Origin of the sequence: Micromonospora sp. M71_S20, from assembly GCF_003664255.1 — a bacterium.
Lineage (GTDB): Bacteria > Actinomycetota > Actinomycetes > Mycobacteriales > Micromonosporaceae > Micromonospora.
The window spans coordinates 920,433-935,149 of sequence record NZ_RCCV01000001.1; the positions used below are offsets into that span (position 1 = coordinate 920,433).

The following is a 14,717-nucleotide window of genomic DNA, read 5'->3' on the forward strand; positions in this document are numbered from 1 at the left end:
TTACGGGACCGCCGTCGATCGCCAGCTGCTCGCCGTGGCCCGCAACACCGCCAGCGACGGGCCAGCGTCAGCCCTTCTCCAGGTATTCCGCGCGTTCCTCGTCTACCAGGGCGGCCACCGACGCGGCCAGCGCCGGATGCCGGGCCAGCTCCGGGTCCTCCTCGACCAGGGCGATCGCCTCGACCCGGGCGTCGCGGATCAGGTCGGCGTCGCGCAGCAGCGAGAGCAGCCGCAGGTGCGAGCGGCGCCCCGACTGGGTGGCGCCCAGCACGTCGCCCTCCCGGCGCTGCTCCAGGTCCAGCTCGGCGAGCTTGAACCCGTCGGTCGTGGAGGCCACCGCGTCGAGCCGCTCCCGCGCGGGCGTGCCCTCAAGCGCCTCGGTGACCAGCAGGCAGAGGCCGGGGGCGGAGCCCCGCCCGACCCGGCCGCGCAGCTGGTGCAGCTGGGAGACGCCGAACCGGTCGGCGTCGAGCACGATCATCACGGTCGCGTTCGGCACGTTGACGCCCACCTCGACCACGGTCGTGGCGACCAGGACGTCGAGGTCGCCGGCGGCGAAGGAGCGCATCACCGCGTCCTTCTCGTCGGCCGGCAGCCGGCCGTGCAGCACGCCGATGCGCAGGCCGTGCAGCGGCCCCTCGGCGAGCAGCGGCGCCACCTCGGTGACCGCCATCGGCGGCCGCCGCCCGTTGTCGTCCTCCGGCGGCGGTTCCTCCTCGCTCGCCGGACCCTCGCCGATACGCGGGCAGACGACGTACGCCTGGTGCCCGGCCGCCACCTCCTCGCGCACCCGGCGCCAGGCCCGGTCCAGGAAGGCCGGCTTCTCGGCGGCCGGCACCACGTGCGAGGCGATCGGCGAGCGGCCCTGCGGCAGCTGGGAGAGGGTGGAGGTCTCCAGGTCGCCGTAGACGGTCATCGCCACGGTGCGCGGGATCGGGGTGGCCGTCATCACCAGCACGTGCGGCGGCTGCTCGGCCTTGGCGCGCAGCGCGTCGCGCTGCTCGACGCCGAAGCGGTGCTGCTCGTCGACCACCACCAGGCCGAGGTCGGCGAAGTCGACGCCCTCGTAGAGCAGGGCGTGGGTGCCGAGCACGATGCCGGCGGCGCCGCTGGCGACCTCGGCCAGCGCGCGCCGGCGGGCCGCCGCGCCCAGCGAGCCAGTGACCAGCTCGACCCTGGTGGCGTCGTCGGCCGCACCCAGCTCGCCGGCCCGCCCGAGCGGCCCGAGCAGGTCGAGGATGCCCCGGTGGTGCTGCGCGGCCAGCACCTCGGTCGGGGCCAGCAGCGCGGCCTGCCCGCCCGCGTCGACCACCTGGAGCATCGCGCGCAGCGCGACCACCGTCTTGCCGGAGCCGACCTCGCCCTGGAGCAGCCGGTGCATCGGGTGGGCCGTGGCCAGGTCCGCCGCGATCTCCACGCCCACGTCGCGCTGGCCGGGCGTCAGCACGTAGGGCAGCCGGGCGTCGAAGGCGTCGAGCAGGCCGCCGGGCTTCGCCGGGCGGGGCCGGGCGGGCGAGGCGGCGGCCCGGCGCTTGCGCTGCACCAGGGTGAGCTGCACGGCGAACGCCTCGTCCCACTTGAGCCGGTGCCGCGCCCGGTAGAGCGCCTCCTTGCTGGACGGCCGGTGGATCTCGCGCAGCGCGGTGCCGATGCCGCCGAGTTTGCGGCTCGCGCGCAGGGTGGCGGGCAGCGGGTCCTCCGGCGCGGTGAAGGTGTCCAGCACCACCCGGACGCAGCGGGCGATGACCCAGGTGGGCACCGCCGCGGCGGCCGGGTAGACCGGGATCAGCGCGCCGGCGAACTCCTCGATCTCCTCGTTGACCGCCGCCTCGCCGTCGCCGCCCTCGCCGAGCAGGACGTACTCCGGGCCGTTGAGCTGCCGCTTGCCCCGGAACTCGGTGACCTTGCCGGCGAAGAGCCCCCACCGGCCGGGGCGCAGCTCCCGCTCCCGCCAGGCCTGGTTGCCGAAGAAGGTCAGCGTCAGGGTGCCGCCCGAGCCGTCGCCGACCGTCACCTCCAGCAGGTTGCCTCGGCGCTGGCGCATCGGGCGTACGGCGGTGCGCTGCACCTGGGCCAGCACGGTGACCTGCTCGCCGACGTCGAGCGCGCGGATGTCGGTGTGCTCGCCGCGCTCGTCGTAGCGACGCGGGAAGTGGTAGATCAGGTCGCCGGCGGTGTGCAGGTCGAGATGCCCGGCGAGAGCCTTCGCGGTCTTCTCGCCGACCAGCTTCTTCAGCGGCGTGTCCATCGTGGCCGGCTCGGACGTCATTCGACCCCCACCAGGAGCGGATAGTGCGGCTGCCCGCCCGGGTACGCCTGCACCTCGACGAACGGCCAGCGCCGCCCGACGTGCTCGCGGACCGCGTCGGCCAGCCCGTCGGGGGCGTCCGCCCCCGAGAGCAGCGTCACCAGCTCGCCGCCGCCGCCGAGCATCCGGTCGACCACGGCGGCGCAGGTGTCGGTCAGATCGGACCCGATCAGGTGCACCTCCCCCTCGACCAGCGCCAGCACGTCGCCGGGACGGCAGGGGCCGGCGACGGTCAGCGCCTCGCGGCGGGCGTAGCAGACCTCGGCGTAGCGGCAGGCGCCGGCCGCCTCGGCCATCGCGATCACGTCGTCGGAGAAGCGCCGCCCCGGGTCGCGCACCGCGAGGGCGGCCAGCGCCTGCACCGGCGAGCGAGTCGGCACCACGCTGACCCTGAGGCCGAGCCCGTGCGCCTCCCGGGCGGCGGCGCTCGCCACCGCCTGCGTGTCGGGGTCGTTGGGCAGCACCACCACGCGCGCCGCCCCGGTGACGCGGATCGCGTCCAGCAGCTCGCCGATCGACGGGTTGCCGGGCACCACCGTCGCGCCCTCGCCGGCGAACAGCTCGGCGATGCCCGCGCCGGCGGCCACCACCACGGCGGCCCGCCCGTCCGCCGCCACGGGGGGCGACACCGGTGCGGCCTGGTCGGCGAAGCGAGTCACCGAGATGCGGTGCGGCCGGCCGGCCACCACGCCCGCCTCGATCGCCGCGCCCACGTCGTTGACGTGCACGTGCACGTTCCAGGTGCCCGCGCCGGCGCTCCCGTCGCCGACGACCACCAGCGAGTCGCCCAGGGCCGCCAGCTCGATCCGCAGCCGGGCCACCGCCTCCGGCCCGGCGTCGAGCAGGAACTGCACCTCGTACGCGTACTCCTCGGAACCGGTCTCGCGCACGGCGGTGGCCGGCGGACGGGCCGGGCGCGACGCGGGCGCGGGCCGCTCGGGGCTCTCGCCGGTCACGACCTCGACCAGGGCGTCGAGCAGCAGGCACAGGCCCCGGCCGCCGGCGTCCACCACGCCGGCCCGGGCCAGCGCCGGAAGCTGCTCGGGGGTGCGCGCCAAGGCGTGCGCCGCCCCGCCCGCCGCCGCCCGGACGACCGCCCGCAGGTCGTCGCTGTCGGCCCGCTCGGCGGCGTGCGCCGCCGCGGCGACGACGCTGAGCAGCGTGCCCTCGACCGGGCGGGCGACCGCCGCGTAGGCGGCGGCGGTGCCGTCGCGCAGGGCGGCGGCCAGCTCGCGCCCCCGCACGGCGGGTGCGGCGGCGACGGCGTCGGCGAAGCCGCGCAGGATCTGCGACAGGATCACCCCCGAGTTGCCCCGCGCGCCCAGCAGCGCGCCCCGGGCCATCAGCCGCAACGCGTGCCCGTGCGCGGTGGACCCGTCCTCCGGGAGGGTGCCGAGGTCCATCGCGAGCGCCTGCTGGGCGGAGGTGAGGGTGAGCACCATGTTGGTGCCGGTGTCGCCGTCGGGCACCGGGTAGACGTTCAGGTCGTCGATCTCGCCCTGGTGACGCTTGAGCGCGACCAGCCCGCCCGCGCACCAACGGCGGACCGCGGCGGCGTCGAGGGTGTCCAGCACGGCGAGAAGCCTACTGGCGCGCACCGACACGCGCCGGGGCCGGCGCGACTCCCACGGCGTGTCCGGTGGCCACGCGCACCCAACTATCCTCGTGGCGCGTCCCCACGCGCGGGGGACGGGCGCGGGCCGGGCGACCGGGACCGCGCCGCGCGGCGACGGCCCCCCACCTCGGGCCGGCGTCCGGGGCCGGTTGGTCGGGCCCCGGGTCATCGGGTAACCTGGCCAGGTTGCCCGGGCTGCGCCTGGCGGCGACCCCATGAACGTTTCAATCCCAGGAGTATCCCGTGGCTAGCGTGTGCGACGTCTGTGGCAAGGGACCGGGCTTCGGCCACAACGTGTCCCACTCGCACCGGCGGACCAACCGCCGCTGGAACCCGAACATCCAGTCGGTGCGTACCCCGGCCGGTGGCGGCAACACCAAGAAGATGCAGGTCTGCACCTCCTGCATCAAGGCTGGCAAGGTCACCCGCGCCTGACGCGGTAGGCCCCACCCTTCACACTCGTCATTGCCGGCGGGCCGTCACGGCCCGCCGGCTCTGTCGTGTCCGGGCGACGCCGTCCGCGGCTCGTTGCCGGGTCCGGCGACCGGCCCGAAGCACCGAGGTGAGCGTCGGTCGTCCCGGCGGCCACGGCCGACAACGCCAGCACGACGGGCACTCCGGCGGTGGGCCGCCCGACGCCCCTCCGCGGGCGGCGCGATCGGGGTGGGCCGCACCGGGAGCCCCGACGGCCCCCGGCGCGGGACGGATCAGAGCGTGCGGGCGAAGGAGATGCAGCCCGGGGCGTCCCGGTAGTAGCCGAAGTTCGGAATGCGCTCGTAGCCGGCCGCCGTGTACATGGCGACGGCCTCAGGCTGCTTGTCGCCGCACTCCAGGACGATCCGCTTGCGCCCGTGCTCCCGGGCCGAGCGCTCCACCGCCGCCAGCACCGCCCGGGCCACGCCCCGGCCCCGGGCCGCCGGTGCGGTGTACATCCGCTTCAGCTCGGCGGTGTCGCCCTCGTCACCGTGGCTGCGCCAGCCGCCGCAGCCGACCGGCTCGCCGCCGAGGTGGGCGACGAGAAAGGCCCCGGCGGGCGGCTCGAACTCCCCCGGGTCGACCGGGGTCTCGTCGCCGCTGCCGCCGTACCGGGCGCCGAGGTCAGCCAGCGCGGCGCGGATCAGCCGCTGCGCCACCGGCGAGTCGAAGCGCTCGACCCAAATCTCGATCTCACTCACGCAGTAAAGGGTACGACGCCGATCGGCCCCTTACCGGAAGTGGTCCCAGCCAGCGGGTCCGTCGTACGGCCGCCCGTCGACCGTGACGCCCGAACCCGCCGTCACCCGCCCGATCGGCCGCCAGTCGGCAGGCAGCGCCACCGCCGACGGGAAGGTCGCGGCCAGCGCGTGGTCGTCGCCCCCGGCGAGGAGCCAGGAGTACGGGTCGACGCCGAGCGCCTGGGCGGCGTCGCGCATCTGCCGGGGCACCTCGAAGGCGTCCCGGCGCACGTCCACGGCGACCCCGCTGGCCTTCGCCACGTGCCCGAGGTCGGCGAGCAGTCCGTCCGACACGTCGATCATGGCGGTGGCGCCGAGCCGGGCGGCGTGCGGTCCCGCCGGGTAGGGCACCTCGGGCCGCCGGTACGCCTCGACCAGCAGCCGGGGCGTGCGGAAGCCCCGGGAGAGCACGGTCAGCCCGGCCGCCGCGTACCCGGTGCGGCCGGCCAGGGCCAGCACGTCCCCGGGCCGCGCGCCGGAGCGCGTCACCGGCGGCCGGCCGCCGAGGTCGCCGAGGGCGGTGACCGCGATCGTCAACGTCGGGCTGGCCGACATGTCCCCGCCCACCACGCTCGCGCCGACCTTCGCCGCCTCGGCGGCGAGCCCGTCGGCCAGTTCCTCGGCCCACCCGGGCGCCAGCTCGGGCGGCATGCAGAGCGCGACCAGCAGCGCGGTCGGCTGCGCCCCCATCGCGGCGATGTCGGCCAGGTTGGCCGCCGCCGCCCGGTGGCCGACGTCACGCGCGCCGGACCAGTCCCGCCGGAAGTGCCGCCCCTCCACCAGCACGTCGGTCGATGCCACGACCCGGGCGTCCGGGGCGGCCACCACCGCCGCGTCGTCCCCGGGACCGAGCAGAACGGTCGATCCGTACGACAACCGGGCGGTCACCCGGTCGATCAGGCCGAACTCGCCGACTCCCGCGACACTCATGCCGGCCCTCCGCCGTCCTGCTCGCTCACCGCTTCTCCTTGACCACCGATAGGGATCAGACCTGGTCCGTAAGGTACTTTCTCCCTTCGGGCCGCTCCAGGGCGGCGACGGACGGAGGTCGAGTCGTGGTACAGGCGTACATCCTCATCCAGACCGAGGTCGGACGGGCGCGTGACGTGGCCGGTCTCATCTCGGACCTTGCCGGCGTGGTACGCGTCGACGCCGTCACCGGGCCGTACGACGTGGTCGTGCTCACCGAGGCGAACACCGTCGACGAGCTCGGCAAACTCATCGTCAGCAACGTGCAGATGGTGCCCGGCATCACCCGCACCCTCACGTGTTCGGTGGTGCGCCTGTAAGTGGACAAGATCACTGACTCTCCCGTGACCGATTCCGCCCAGCCGGACGAGGTAACCCCCGACCGGCCGGTCCGCGACCGCACGACGCGCGGCGCCGCGCTGATCGCGACGCTGGTCGCACTGCCGGTCACCGTGCTGGTGGGCGGGCTCGCGTTCGCCCAACTCTCCCCCGACGAGCGGGCCGAGCCGGCCGCCACGCCGAGCGCGACCGCCACCAGCGCCGGCCCGCGCTCCACCGCCCCGGTCGAGATGGCCGCGCCGGCGCTGGCCGAACGGCCCGCCACGGTCTGCCGGGCCCTGCTCTCGCAGTTGCCGCCCACGGTCAACGACCTCCCCCAGCGCCCGGTCACGGCCGGCCCGGAACAGAACGCCGCGTACGGCGACCCGGCGGTCACCGTCGCCTGCGGTGGGGCCAAGCCGGCCGTCGACGACACGGACCACGTCTGGACGGTCAACCGGGTGTGCTGGTACGCCAGCGAGGAACGCGACGCCACCGTGCTCACCACCATGGACCGGGAGACCGCCGTCACCGTCCGCGTGCCGCACTTCTACGGGCAGGGGTTGCAGTGGGTGGCCCCCGTCTCGGACACGATCGTGGCCTCGGTGCCCTCCGTCGCCGACACCCCGAGCGGCTGCCGCGCCTGACACCGCCCCCGCCCCGCCCCGCGTGCGCGGGCAGGGGCCGGGAAGGGCGTCCTCCCGTTGCACCGTTCGTCGGGAAGGTGCCCCTCCCCGCGCGAGCGGCTCAGTGCAGGCCGACGCCGCGGTGCAGGGCGGTGCGGATGAGGCGGTTGACCAGCTTCGGGTACTCCAACCCGGAGGCCGCCCACATCCGCGGGAACATCGACGTCGGGGTGAAGCCCGGCATGGTGTTGATCTCGTTGAGGTAGACGTCCAGCTCCGGGGTGACGAAGAAGTCGACCCGGGCCAGCCCGGCGCAGTCGAGCGCGGTGAAGGCGCGGACGGCGTACTCCTGGACCTGACGGGTCACCCGCTCCGGCAGGCCTGCGGGGATGTCGTACTCGCAGGCGGACTCGGAGTCGATGTACTTCGCCTCGAAGTCGTAGAAGTCGTAGTCGCCGACCACCCGCACCTCGGCGAGCACGGACGCCTCCGGCGCGCCGCCGGCCTCGCCCTCCAGCACGCCGCACTCGATCTCGCGGCCGACGACCGCGCCCTCGATCAGCACCTTCGGGTCGATCTGCCGGGCGGTGGCGACCGCCGCGTCCAGGTCCGCCCAGTCGTCGACCTTGCTGATGCCGAACGACGAACCGGCCCGGGACGGCTTCACGAAGACCGGCAGGCCGAGTCGCTCCTTGTCCGCCTCGCTCAGCGTCATCCCGTTGCGCAGCACCGCGTACGGGCCCACCGGGATGCCCTCGGCGGCGCAGAGCTTCTTGGTGAACTCCTTGTCCATGGCGGCTGCGGAGGCGAAGACGTTCGCCCCGACGTAGGGGATGCCGGCCATCTCCAGCATGCCCTGGATGGTGCCGTCCTCGCCGTAGGCGCCGTGCAGCACCGGGAAGACCACGTCGACGTCGGCGAGCGCCCGGGGCCCCTCGGTGGGGTCGAGCACCATGAGCCCGTTGCCGGTCGGGTCGGCGCGCAGCACGATGTCGGTGCCGGAATCGGCGGTGATCTCCGGCAGCCGGCGCGCGTTGATCGCCAACTGGCCGGGGTCTCCGCTGGTCAGCACCCACCGGCCGGCCCGGGTGATGCCCACCGGCACCACCTCGAACTCGTCCGGGTCGAGGGCGCCGAGGACGCTGCCGGCGCTGACGCAGGAGATGCCGTGCTCCGGGCTGCGGCCGCCGAACACGATCGCCACGCGGGTCCTGCCTGGGGTGGTCACTGCGTCACCTCTTCGTACGCGACTGCTCCGGTCGTGGCGCTCACCCGGTTGACCTTACTGTGCGTGGCGGGCGCCGGATGCCGATACCCGGGGACAGCCGAAGCGTCGCGGCATTCGGTCAACGGAGGATATACGTTCCGTAATCGCCCGTACGGGGCGGTGACGACACCGGGCGCCCACTACGCTGCACGTCCTATGAGCGCTGATCCCCTCATCCAGTCCCTGACGGCGGCCCTGGACGCCCGCCCCGACGACCTGCCGCTGCGCCTGCACCTGGCCGCGCTGCTGCTGGACGCCGGCCGGGCCGGGGAGGCGATCGCGCAGGTCGGGCAGGCCCTCGCCCGGGATCCGGGCAACGGCCAGGCGCAGGCGCTGATGCAGCGGGCGCTGGGCGGCTCCGTACCCCCGCCGCCGACGCCGCCCCCGGCGGACCCGCGACCGCCGGCGCAGCGCCCGGCGCCGGCCGGGCCCGGCGGTGCCGCCGCGACCTCCGACCACGACCCCCTCGCCGCCTACGAGCAGGAACTGGCCGACGTCGTGCCGCCGCGGTTCGCCCGCGCCGGCGACGAGCCGGAGCCGGTCGCCGGCCACTCCGACCGGGCGTACGACGTGGAGACCTCCGGCATCCGGCTGGCCGACGTGGGCGGCATGTCGGCGGTCAAGGAGCGGCTGGAGCTGGCCTTCCTCGGCCCGCTGCGCAACCCGGAACTGCGCAGGATGTACGGCAAGAGCCTCCGTGGCGGCCTGATGCTCTACGGCCCGCCCGGCTGTGGCAAGACGTTCCTGGCCCGGGCGGTCGCCGGGGAGATGGGCGCGAAGTTCATCTCGCTGTCCATCGTCGACGTGCTGGACATGTGGATGGGCAACTCGGAGCGCAACCTGCACGAGCTGTTCCAGGCGGCCCGCCGCAACGCGCCCTGCGTGCTCTTCCTGGACGAGGTCGACGCGCTGGGGCACAAGCGCTCGCAGGTCGGCTCCAGTTCGATGCGGACGCTGGGCAACCAACTGCTGGCGGAGCTGGACGGGATGGAGGGCAGCAACGAGGGGGTCTTCGTGCTGGCCGCCACCAACACCCCGTGGGACGTCGACCCGGCGCTGCGCCGCCCGGGGCGGCTCGACCGGGTGGTGCTGGTGCTGCCGCCGGACGCCGAGGCGCGCCGCTCCATCCTGGAGTACCACCTGCGGGAGCGGCCGATCGCGGGGATCGACCTGCGGAAGATCGTCGCGGCCACCGAGGACTACTCGGGCGCCGACCTGGCCCACCTCTGCGAGACGGCCGCCGAGTTCGCGATGGCCGACTCGGTACGCACCGGCGAGGTGCGGATGATCGAGCACCGGGACCTGGAGCGGGCGGTCAAGGAGGTCCGGCCGTCGACGAAGCCGTGGATGGCCACCGCCCGCAACGTGGCGATGTTCGCCAACGAGGGGGGCGTCTACGACGACCTGGTCGCCTACCTGAAGCGGCGCAGGATGCTCTGACGCCGGACGGCCCGGCGGGGCGCCGGGCCGCGCCTCCCGCCGGGCCGGGCCTCCTGCCGGGCGGCCCTTCCACCCGGCGGGGCCGCCTCCGGCGACCGCACCGCCCTCGGCGGCGTCAGCCGCGTGCGTGCCGCCGGCCGATGGCGATCACCTTCACCCGCTGCCGGCCGGCCCGCACCATGCCCAGCGCCATGAACGCGCCCGCGATCCGGTCCGCCGCCTCCCGGCTGCTCGCCCCGACCACCTGACGGCGGCGCTCGGGGCAGTTGCGTTCGTCGCGGCCGGCGCCCTCGGCCGGTCGTACGTCGGTGAGGACCACCAGGAACCGCGTCATCGGTGCCCGCCGGGGCGGTCGGTGCGGGCCTGTCGGGCAGTACGCACGTCGAGTCCCTTCCGGCTGGCGGGCCACGGGGCGTGGCACGCGGCGATCGGGTACGGGGGAGAAACCCGATCGCCGCGCGCCCCATCCCCTCCGGTCACTCACCACCACCGTCGCCACGACAACCGGCGGTGAGGACGCGATGACAGATTGACATGTCCACAGCCATGAATGCAACTCTCATCGACGTTCTCTCATCTACACCTTCCCGGAAAGATGTGCGATGATCGATGCATGGCTCCGAAGACCGCCCGTGCCCGGCGACTGGGCATCGCGCTGCGCACCCACCGGGAAGCCGCCGGCCTCACGCTGGAGGCGGCGGCGGACGAGATCAGCAGCACCCGCAGCACCCTGTCCCGCTACGAGAACGCGCAGACGCTGGTCAGCCCCGCCACCGTGCGCGCCCTGCTCACCCTCTACGGGGTCGGCGCGGACGAGGTCGCCGCAGCCGTGCAGCTCGCCAAGGACGCCCGCAAGCCCGGCTGGTGGGTGTCGTACTCGCACCTGCTGGACCGGCGCACCATCGACTTCATCGCGCTGGAGGCCGAGGCCACCGGCATCGCCAACTTCGAGCCCTCCGTGGTGCCGGGCCTGTTGCAGACCGCCGACTACGTCCGGGGCGTGATGCGCGGCGGCCCGCACACCCTCCGCGACGACGAGGTGGAGCAGCGGGTCCAGTTCCGGCTCGACCGGCAGCAGCGGCTCATCAGCGACCAGCCGCCGATCCTGGACGCCATCATCGACGAGGGCGCGCTGCTGCGGCCCGTCGGCGACCGGTCGGTGATGGAGTCGCAACTGCACCACCTGGTCAAGATGGGCGAGCTGCCCAACATCACGGTCCAGGTGATCCCGCTCGCCGCCGGCTACCACCGGGGCACCCGGGGCTCGCTGCACATCCTGGAGTTCGCAGACCCGGAGGACCCGATCATCGCCTCGGTGGAGACGGTGGCCGGGCAGATGGTCCTCGACCGGCCGGGCGACCTGCGTACCTGCACCAAGATCATGGAGCATCTGCGGACCGTCGCGCTCAGCCCGGCGGACAGCCGCGACCAGCTCCTCCAACTTCTGAAGGGACGGTAGGACCATGACACCGACGATCAGCGCGGCGCTGGCCGTGGCGCGGTGGCGCAAGAGCAGCCGCAGCGGCGACGAGGGAGCGTGCGTGGAGATGGCGGTGGTCCCGGGCACGGTCGCCGTCCGCGACTCCAAGGACCCGTCCGGCCCCGCGCTGCTCTTCCCGCCGGCCGCCTGGGCCGCCTTCGTCGGGGCGCCGCCCGGGCACTGACCTCCCCCTCCGGAGGCGCCGGCGCGCCCGCTGACCCGTCGCGCCGGTGCCTCGCCGGCGGCGGTCCCACCGTTGGGAGCCGGTGGGGCCGCCGCCCGGCGGGGGTCGGTGCCGCCCGCCCGGGGGCGGCCCTTCGTCCGCCCCGGCGGAGGCGGTGGACGGTCTGCGCGGCGGAGAGCGGCGGGTCAGCCCGCGACCACCGGGCGCGGCGCGGGGCCGGCGCGCAGCGCCTCCAGCGCCGCGATGGCCACCCCCCGGGCACCGGCCATGTCCCGCTCGGGCACCAGGGCGAAGGTGGCCGACGCGGCCTGCTCCTCGCGCAGCACGGTGTGCTCGCGCACGGTCGCGAGGAACCAGTCCCGGAACTCCGGGGCCGCCTCCACCACCCCGCCCCCGACGAAGTACGCGTGCGGATCGGTGAAGTTGGCCGCCACGGTGAAGAGTCGACCCAGCGCCATGGCCTGCTGGGTGAACACCTCCCGGGCCAACGCGTCGCCGCGCTCCCCGTAGCCCCGGACCAGCTTCGCCGCCCGCTCCGGCGGCTCGACGGCCAGCGGGTGGTCGGGAAACCGACCCAGCCAGTACGGCAGCAGGTTCCGCCCGATGGCGGTCAGCGAGGCGACGCTCTCCGCGTCCCCCGCGAAGCCGCAGGCGCACGTGGGCACCGGCTGGTCCGGCGCGAGCAGCCCGGTCAGCGGGATGTGCACGTGACCCAGTTCGCCGGCCATCCCGGCCGCCCCGGCCACCACCCGGCCCGCCTCGACCACACCGCCGCCCAGCCCGGTGCCGACGATGGCCGACACCGACGAGCGGCGCATCGCCTCCGCGCCGAAGTGCGCGTGGTGGGCGTAGAGCGCGGCGGCGTTCCCGTCGTTGTGGTAGACCACCGGCAGCCCGAGCCGCCGTTCCAGCGCGGTACGCACGTCGTAGCCGCGCCAGGCCGGCTGGGAGAAGTTGGTCGACCCGCGGGAGGAGATCACGCCGGTGGCGCTCGCCGGCCCCGGCGTGTCCAGCCCGACCGCGCGCACCGCCGCGCGGGGCACGCCGGTCAGCGCCAGCACCCCGTCGAACGCGCGGGCCAGCGCCTCGATCGCCGCCGCCGGACCGGCGCGCACCTCGCTCGGGTTCTCCACCAGACCGTCCACGAGGAACCGGCCGTCCACGGTGAGCACCGTGGCGTTGTTGCTGGTGCCCCCGTTGTCCAGCCCGACGACCACCGGCACGTCCGCACCACCCACGACAACCCGCCTTCCGCCGCCACGCCTGCCGTGAGGCTAGTTCCCCTTCCCCGCCCCCGCCAGGCCGCGCGGCTGACACCGGGTGACGGCTGGCGCCGGGGTCACGGTGGCGGCCGGGTCAACGCGTTGGGGAGGGACGGCCGCGGGTCAGCCCGGGCGGCGGGCCGTGACGGCGGTGGCGTCCCGGTCGTCGTCCCGGGTCACCCACGGGTGCAGGCCCACGGCGGTCAGCGCCGCCAGCAGGGCGTCCACCTGCGTCTCCCCCGCCTCCACCACCAGGTGCCCGCCCGGGGCCAGCCAGCGCGCCGCGCCCTCGGCGACCCGCCGCAGCACCGCCAGCCCGTCCGTCCCACCGTCGAGGGCCACCGGCGCCTCGTGCAGCCGGGCCTCCGGCGGCATCAGCGCCACCGCCGCCGTCGGCACGTACGGGGCGTTGGCCAGCACCAGGTCCAGCCGGCCCCGCCAGCGCACCGGCAGCGGGTCGTACAGGTCGCCCTGGAAGACCGGCACGGCCAGCGGGTCGAGGTTGCGCCGCGCGCAGGCCACGGCGGCGGGGTCCACGTCGGCGGCGGCCAGCCAGCGCGGCGCGAGCCGGCGGGCCAGCGCCACCGTGGTGGCGCCGGAGCCGCAGCACAGGTCCACCACGGCCGCCGCCGGGCCGGTCACCGCGACGGCGGCGTCGACCAACAGGGCGGTACGCGCACGCGGCACGAACACGCCGGGGTCGACGGCGATCCGCTCGCCGCAGAACTCGGCCCAGCCGAGCACGTGCTCCAGCGGCAGCCCGGCGATCCGGCGGTCGGCCAGGCCGGCCAGCGCCTCGGCCGAGTCGGCGGCGGCGATCAGCAGTTCGGCCTCGTCCTCGGCGTAGACGCAACCGGCGGCGCGCAGCCGGCGCACGAGGGCGGGCCGGTCGGGGCGGAACGCAACGACCGTCACGCGCCGCGGCTCGCGTCCAGCGCGGCGGCCACGTCGGCGACCAGGTCGACGGCGTCCTCGACCCCGCAGGAGAGCCGGACGAAGCCGGGCGGGGTGTCGTCGCCCCACTGGGCCCGCCGGTCGGCGGTGGTGTGCAGGCCGCCGAAGGAGGTGGCCGCGGCCACCAGCCGGGCCGCGTCGAGGAACCGCGCCACCCGCCCGGCGTCGCCGAGGTCGAAGCAGAGCACCCCGGGGACTCTTCGCATCTGGACCGACGCCACCGCGTGGGCCGGGTCGCCGGGCAGCCCCGGCCAGCGCAGCCCGGTCACGTCGTCGCGCCCCGCGAGCAGCCCGGCGAGGGCCTGCGCGTTCGCGGTCTGCCGGGCCAGCCGCAGGTCCAGGGTGGCCAGCGACCGGTGCGCGAGCCAGGCGTCGAACGCGCCCGGCACCGCCCCGGTGAGGTTCCGCCAGGTGGTGACCGCGTCCCGCAGCTCGGCCGAGCGGGTCGCGACGTAGCCGAGCAGCAGGTCGGAGTGCCCGGTGAGGGCCTTCGTCCCGGAGGCCACCACGACGTCGGCGCCCAGGTCGAGCGGGCGCTGCCCGAGCGGCGTCGCCGTGGTGTTGTCGACCGCGACCAGGGCGCCGGCGGCGTGCGCCCGGGCGGCCAGCGCCGCCACGTCGGCGACGTCCAGGCCCGGGTTGGCCGGGGTCTCCAGCAGCACCAGGCGTACGCCGTCGAAGGCCGGGTGCGGGCCGGCGGTCGGGGCGAGAAGCACCCGTACCCCGACGCCCTGCAGCGTGTCGGCGGCGAAGGCCCGGACGGCGAAGTACCCGTCCGACGGGAGCACCACGGTGTCCCCCGGCCTCAGCACCGTCAGCAGCAGCCCGGTGATCGCGGCCTGCCCGCTGGCGAAGACCCGGCAGTCGCCCCCCTCCAGCTCCCCGACCGCCGCCTCCAGCAGCCGCCGGGTGGGGTTGTCCGGCCGGCCGTAGCCGTCGGGCGCCGCCGCCGGCCCCGCCCACGGGTCCAGATGGTACGGCGCGGCGAACACCGGCCCGGGCAGGAACGGCTGGCCGGGAGCCGGCTCGGGCAGGCCGGCGCGGACGCAGCGGGTGCCGTCCTGGTGCTCGGGCATGTCG

The 14,717-nt window shown here is 75.5% G+C and carries 15 protein-coding genes; 6 read left to right on the top strand and 9 right to left on the bottom strand.

Features of this window, described 5'->3' with window-relative positions; genetic code table 11:
• Positions 1-67: 67 nt before the first annotated feature.
• The gene (gene recG / locus DER29_RS04260; RefSeq protein WP_121396126.1) at positions 68-2,269 is read right to left on the bottom strand and encodes an ATP-dependent DNA helicase RecG; all 2,202 of its coding nucleotides are present in this window, start codon (positions 2,267-2,269) and stop codon (positions 68-70) included.
• Positions 2,266-3,882: a DAK2 domain-containing protein gene (locus DER29_RS04265; protein ID WP_121396127.1), complete on the bottom strand. Its 1,617-nt coding sequence runs from the start codon at positions 3,880-3,882 to the stop codon at positions 2,266-2,268. The genes recG and DER29_RS04265 overlap by 4 nt, the downstream gene beginning before the upstream one ends.
• 284 nt (positions 3,883-4,166) lie before the next feature.
• On the opposite strand from DER29_RS04265, the gene rpmB reads away from it, so the two are divergent.
• Positions 4,167-4,358 (top strand): 50S ribosomal protein L28, encoded by a 192-nt coding sequence (gene rpmB / locus DER29_RS04270; RefSeq protein WP_088963534.1) that lies wholly within the window; start codon positions 4,167-4,169, stop codon positions 4,356-4,358.
• A gap of 272 nt (positions 4,359-4,630) precedes the next feature.
• Here the strand turns inward: rpmB and DER29_RS04275 are convergent, their stop codons facing one another.
• Together DER29_RS04275 and DER29_RS04280 are read right to left on the bottom strand one after the other, a co-directional pair.
• On the bottom strand, positions 4,631-5,098 hold the full coding sequence (locus DER29_RS04275) for a GNAT family N-acetyltransferase (protein WP_121396128.1): 468 nt from the start codon (positions 5,096-5,098) through the stop codon (positions 4,631-4,633).
• A 30-nt stretch (positions 5,099-5,128) separates the two neighbouring features.
• On the bottom strand, positions 5,129-6,067 hold the full coding sequence (locus tag DER29_RS04280; RefSeq protein WP_121396129.1) for a thiamine-phosphate kinase: 939 nt from the start codon (positions 6,065-6,067) through the stop codon (positions 5,129-5,131).
• 125 nt (positions 6,068-6,192) lie between these two features.
• On the opposite strand from DER29_RS04280, the gene DER29_RS04285 reads away from it, so the two are divergent.
• Both DER29_RS04285 and DER29_RS04290 read left to right on the top strand, forming a co-directional pair.
• Entirely contained in the window at positions 6,193-6,426 is a 234-nt protein-coding gene (locus DER29_RS04285) for an Lrp/AsnC ligand binding domain-containing protein (RefSeq protein WP_091621086.1), read from the top strand.
• Positions 6,427-7,071, top strand: a complete 645-nt coding sequence (locus DER29_RS04290) for a DUF3515 family protein (RefSeq protein WP_121396130.1) — start codon at positions 6,427-6,429, stop codon at positions 7,069-7,071.
• 100 nt (positions 7,072-7,171) lie between these two features.
• Here the strand turns inward: DER29_RS04290 and DER29_RS04295 are convergent, their stop codons facing one another.
• Positions 7,172-8,278 (bottom strand): D-alanine--D-alanine ligase family protein, encoded by a 1,107-nt coding sequence (locus tag DER29_RS04295; protein ID WP_121396131.1) that lies wholly within the window; start codon positions 8,276-8,278, stop codon positions 7,172-7,174.
• Positions 8,279-8,473: 195 nt separating this feature from the next.
• Between DER29_RS04295 and DER29_RS04300 the strand changes: the two genes are divergently transcribed.
• On the top strand, positions 8,474-9,757 hold the full coding sequence (locus tag DER29_RS04300; RefSeq protein WP_121396132.1) for a 26S protease regulatory subunit: 1,284 nt from the start codon (positions 8,474-8,476) through the stop codon (positions 9,755-9,757).
• A gap of 115 nt (positions 9,758-9,872) precedes the next feature.
• Here the strand turns inward: DER29_RS04300 and DER29_RS04305 are convergent, their stop codons facing one another.
• Positions 9,873-10,091 (bottom strand): hypothetical protein, encoded by a 219-nt coding sequence (locus DER29_RS04305; RefSeq protein WP_121396133.1) that lies wholly within the window; start codon positions 10,089-10,091, stop codon positions 9,873-9,875.
• Between the two features lie 279 nt (positions 10,092-10,370).
• Between DER29_RS04305 and DER29_RS04310 the strand changes: the two genes are divergently transcribed.
• Together DER29_RS04310 and DER29_RS04315 are read left to right on the top strand one after the other, a co-directional pair.
• Complete coding sequence (locus DER29_RS04310; protein WP_121396134.1) at positions 10,371-11,216, top strand: helix-turn-helix transcriptional regulator; 846 nt, start codon at positions 10,371-10,373, stop codon at positions 11,214-11,216.
• Positions 11,217-11,220: 4 nt separating this feature from the next.
• On the top strand, positions 11,221-11,421 hold the full coding sequence (locus tag DER29_RS04315) for a DUF397 domain-containing protein (RefSeq protein ID WP_121396135.1): 201 nt from the start codon (positions 11,221-11,223) through the stop codon (positions 11,419-11,421).
• 185 nt (positions 11,422-11,606) lie between these two features.
• Here the strand turns inward: DER29_RS04315 and DER29_RS04320 are convergent, their stop codons facing one another.
• The 3 genes from DER29_RS04320 to DER29_RS04330 all read right to left on the bottom strand — a co-directional run bounded on the left by DER29_RS04320 (position 11,607) and on the right by DER29_RS04330 (position 14,713).
• Positions 11,607-12,659 (bottom strand): ROK family protein, encoded by a 1,053-nt coding sequence (locus tag DER29_RS04320; RefSeq protein WP_121396136.1) that lies wholly within the window; start codon positions 12,657-12,659, stop codon positions 11,607-11,609.
• Between the two features lie 147 nt (positions 12,660-12,806).
• Positions 12,807-13,598, bottom strand: a complete 792-nt coding sequence (locus DER29_RS04325; protein ID WP_121396137.1) for a putative protein N(5)-glutamine methyltransferase — start codon at positions 13,596-13,598, stop codon at positions 12,807-12,809.
• Positions 13,595-14,713 (bottom strand): cystathionine gamma-lyase, encoded by a 1,119-nt coding sequence (locus DER29_RS04330; protein WP_121398992.1) that lies wholly within the window; start codon positions 14,711-14,713, stop codon positions 13,595-13,597. Before DER29_RS04330 ends, DER29_RS04325 begins: the two co-directional genes overlap by 4 nt.
• Positions 14,714-14,717: the final 4 nt, after the last annotated feature.

Excerpts from the sequence above, each read along its gene's own strand:
- recG (WP_121396126.1), bottom strand. The coding sequence starts at position 2,269 with ATGACGTCCGAGCCGGCCACGATGGACACGCCGCTGAAGAAGCTGGTC.
- DER29_RS04330 (WP_121398992.1), bottom strand. The coding sequence starts at position 14,713 with ATGCCCGAGCACCAGGACGGCACCCGCTGCGTCCGCGCCGGCCTGCCC.
- DER29_RS04310 (WP_121396134.1), top strand. The coding sequence starts at position 10,371 with ATGGCTCCGAAGACCGCCCGTGCCCGGCGACTGGGCATCGCGCTGCGC.
- DER29_RS04280 (WP_121396129.1), bottom strand. The coding sequence starts at position 6,067 with ATGAGTGTCGCGGGAGTCGGCGAGTTCGGCCTGATCGACCGGGTGACC.
- DER29_RS04300 (WP_121396132.1), top strand. The coding sequence starts at position 8,474 with ATGAGCGCTGATCCCCTCATCCAGTCCCTGACGGCGGCCCTGGACGCC.
- DER29_RS04315 (WP_121396135.1), top strand. The coding sequence starts at position 11,221 with ATGACACCGACGATCAGCGCGGCGCTGGCCGTGGCGCGGTGGCGCAAG.
- DER29_RS04305 (WP_121396133.1), bottom strand. The coding sequence starts at position 10,091 with ATGACGCGGTTCCTGGTGGTCCTCACCGACGTACGACCGGCCGAGGGC.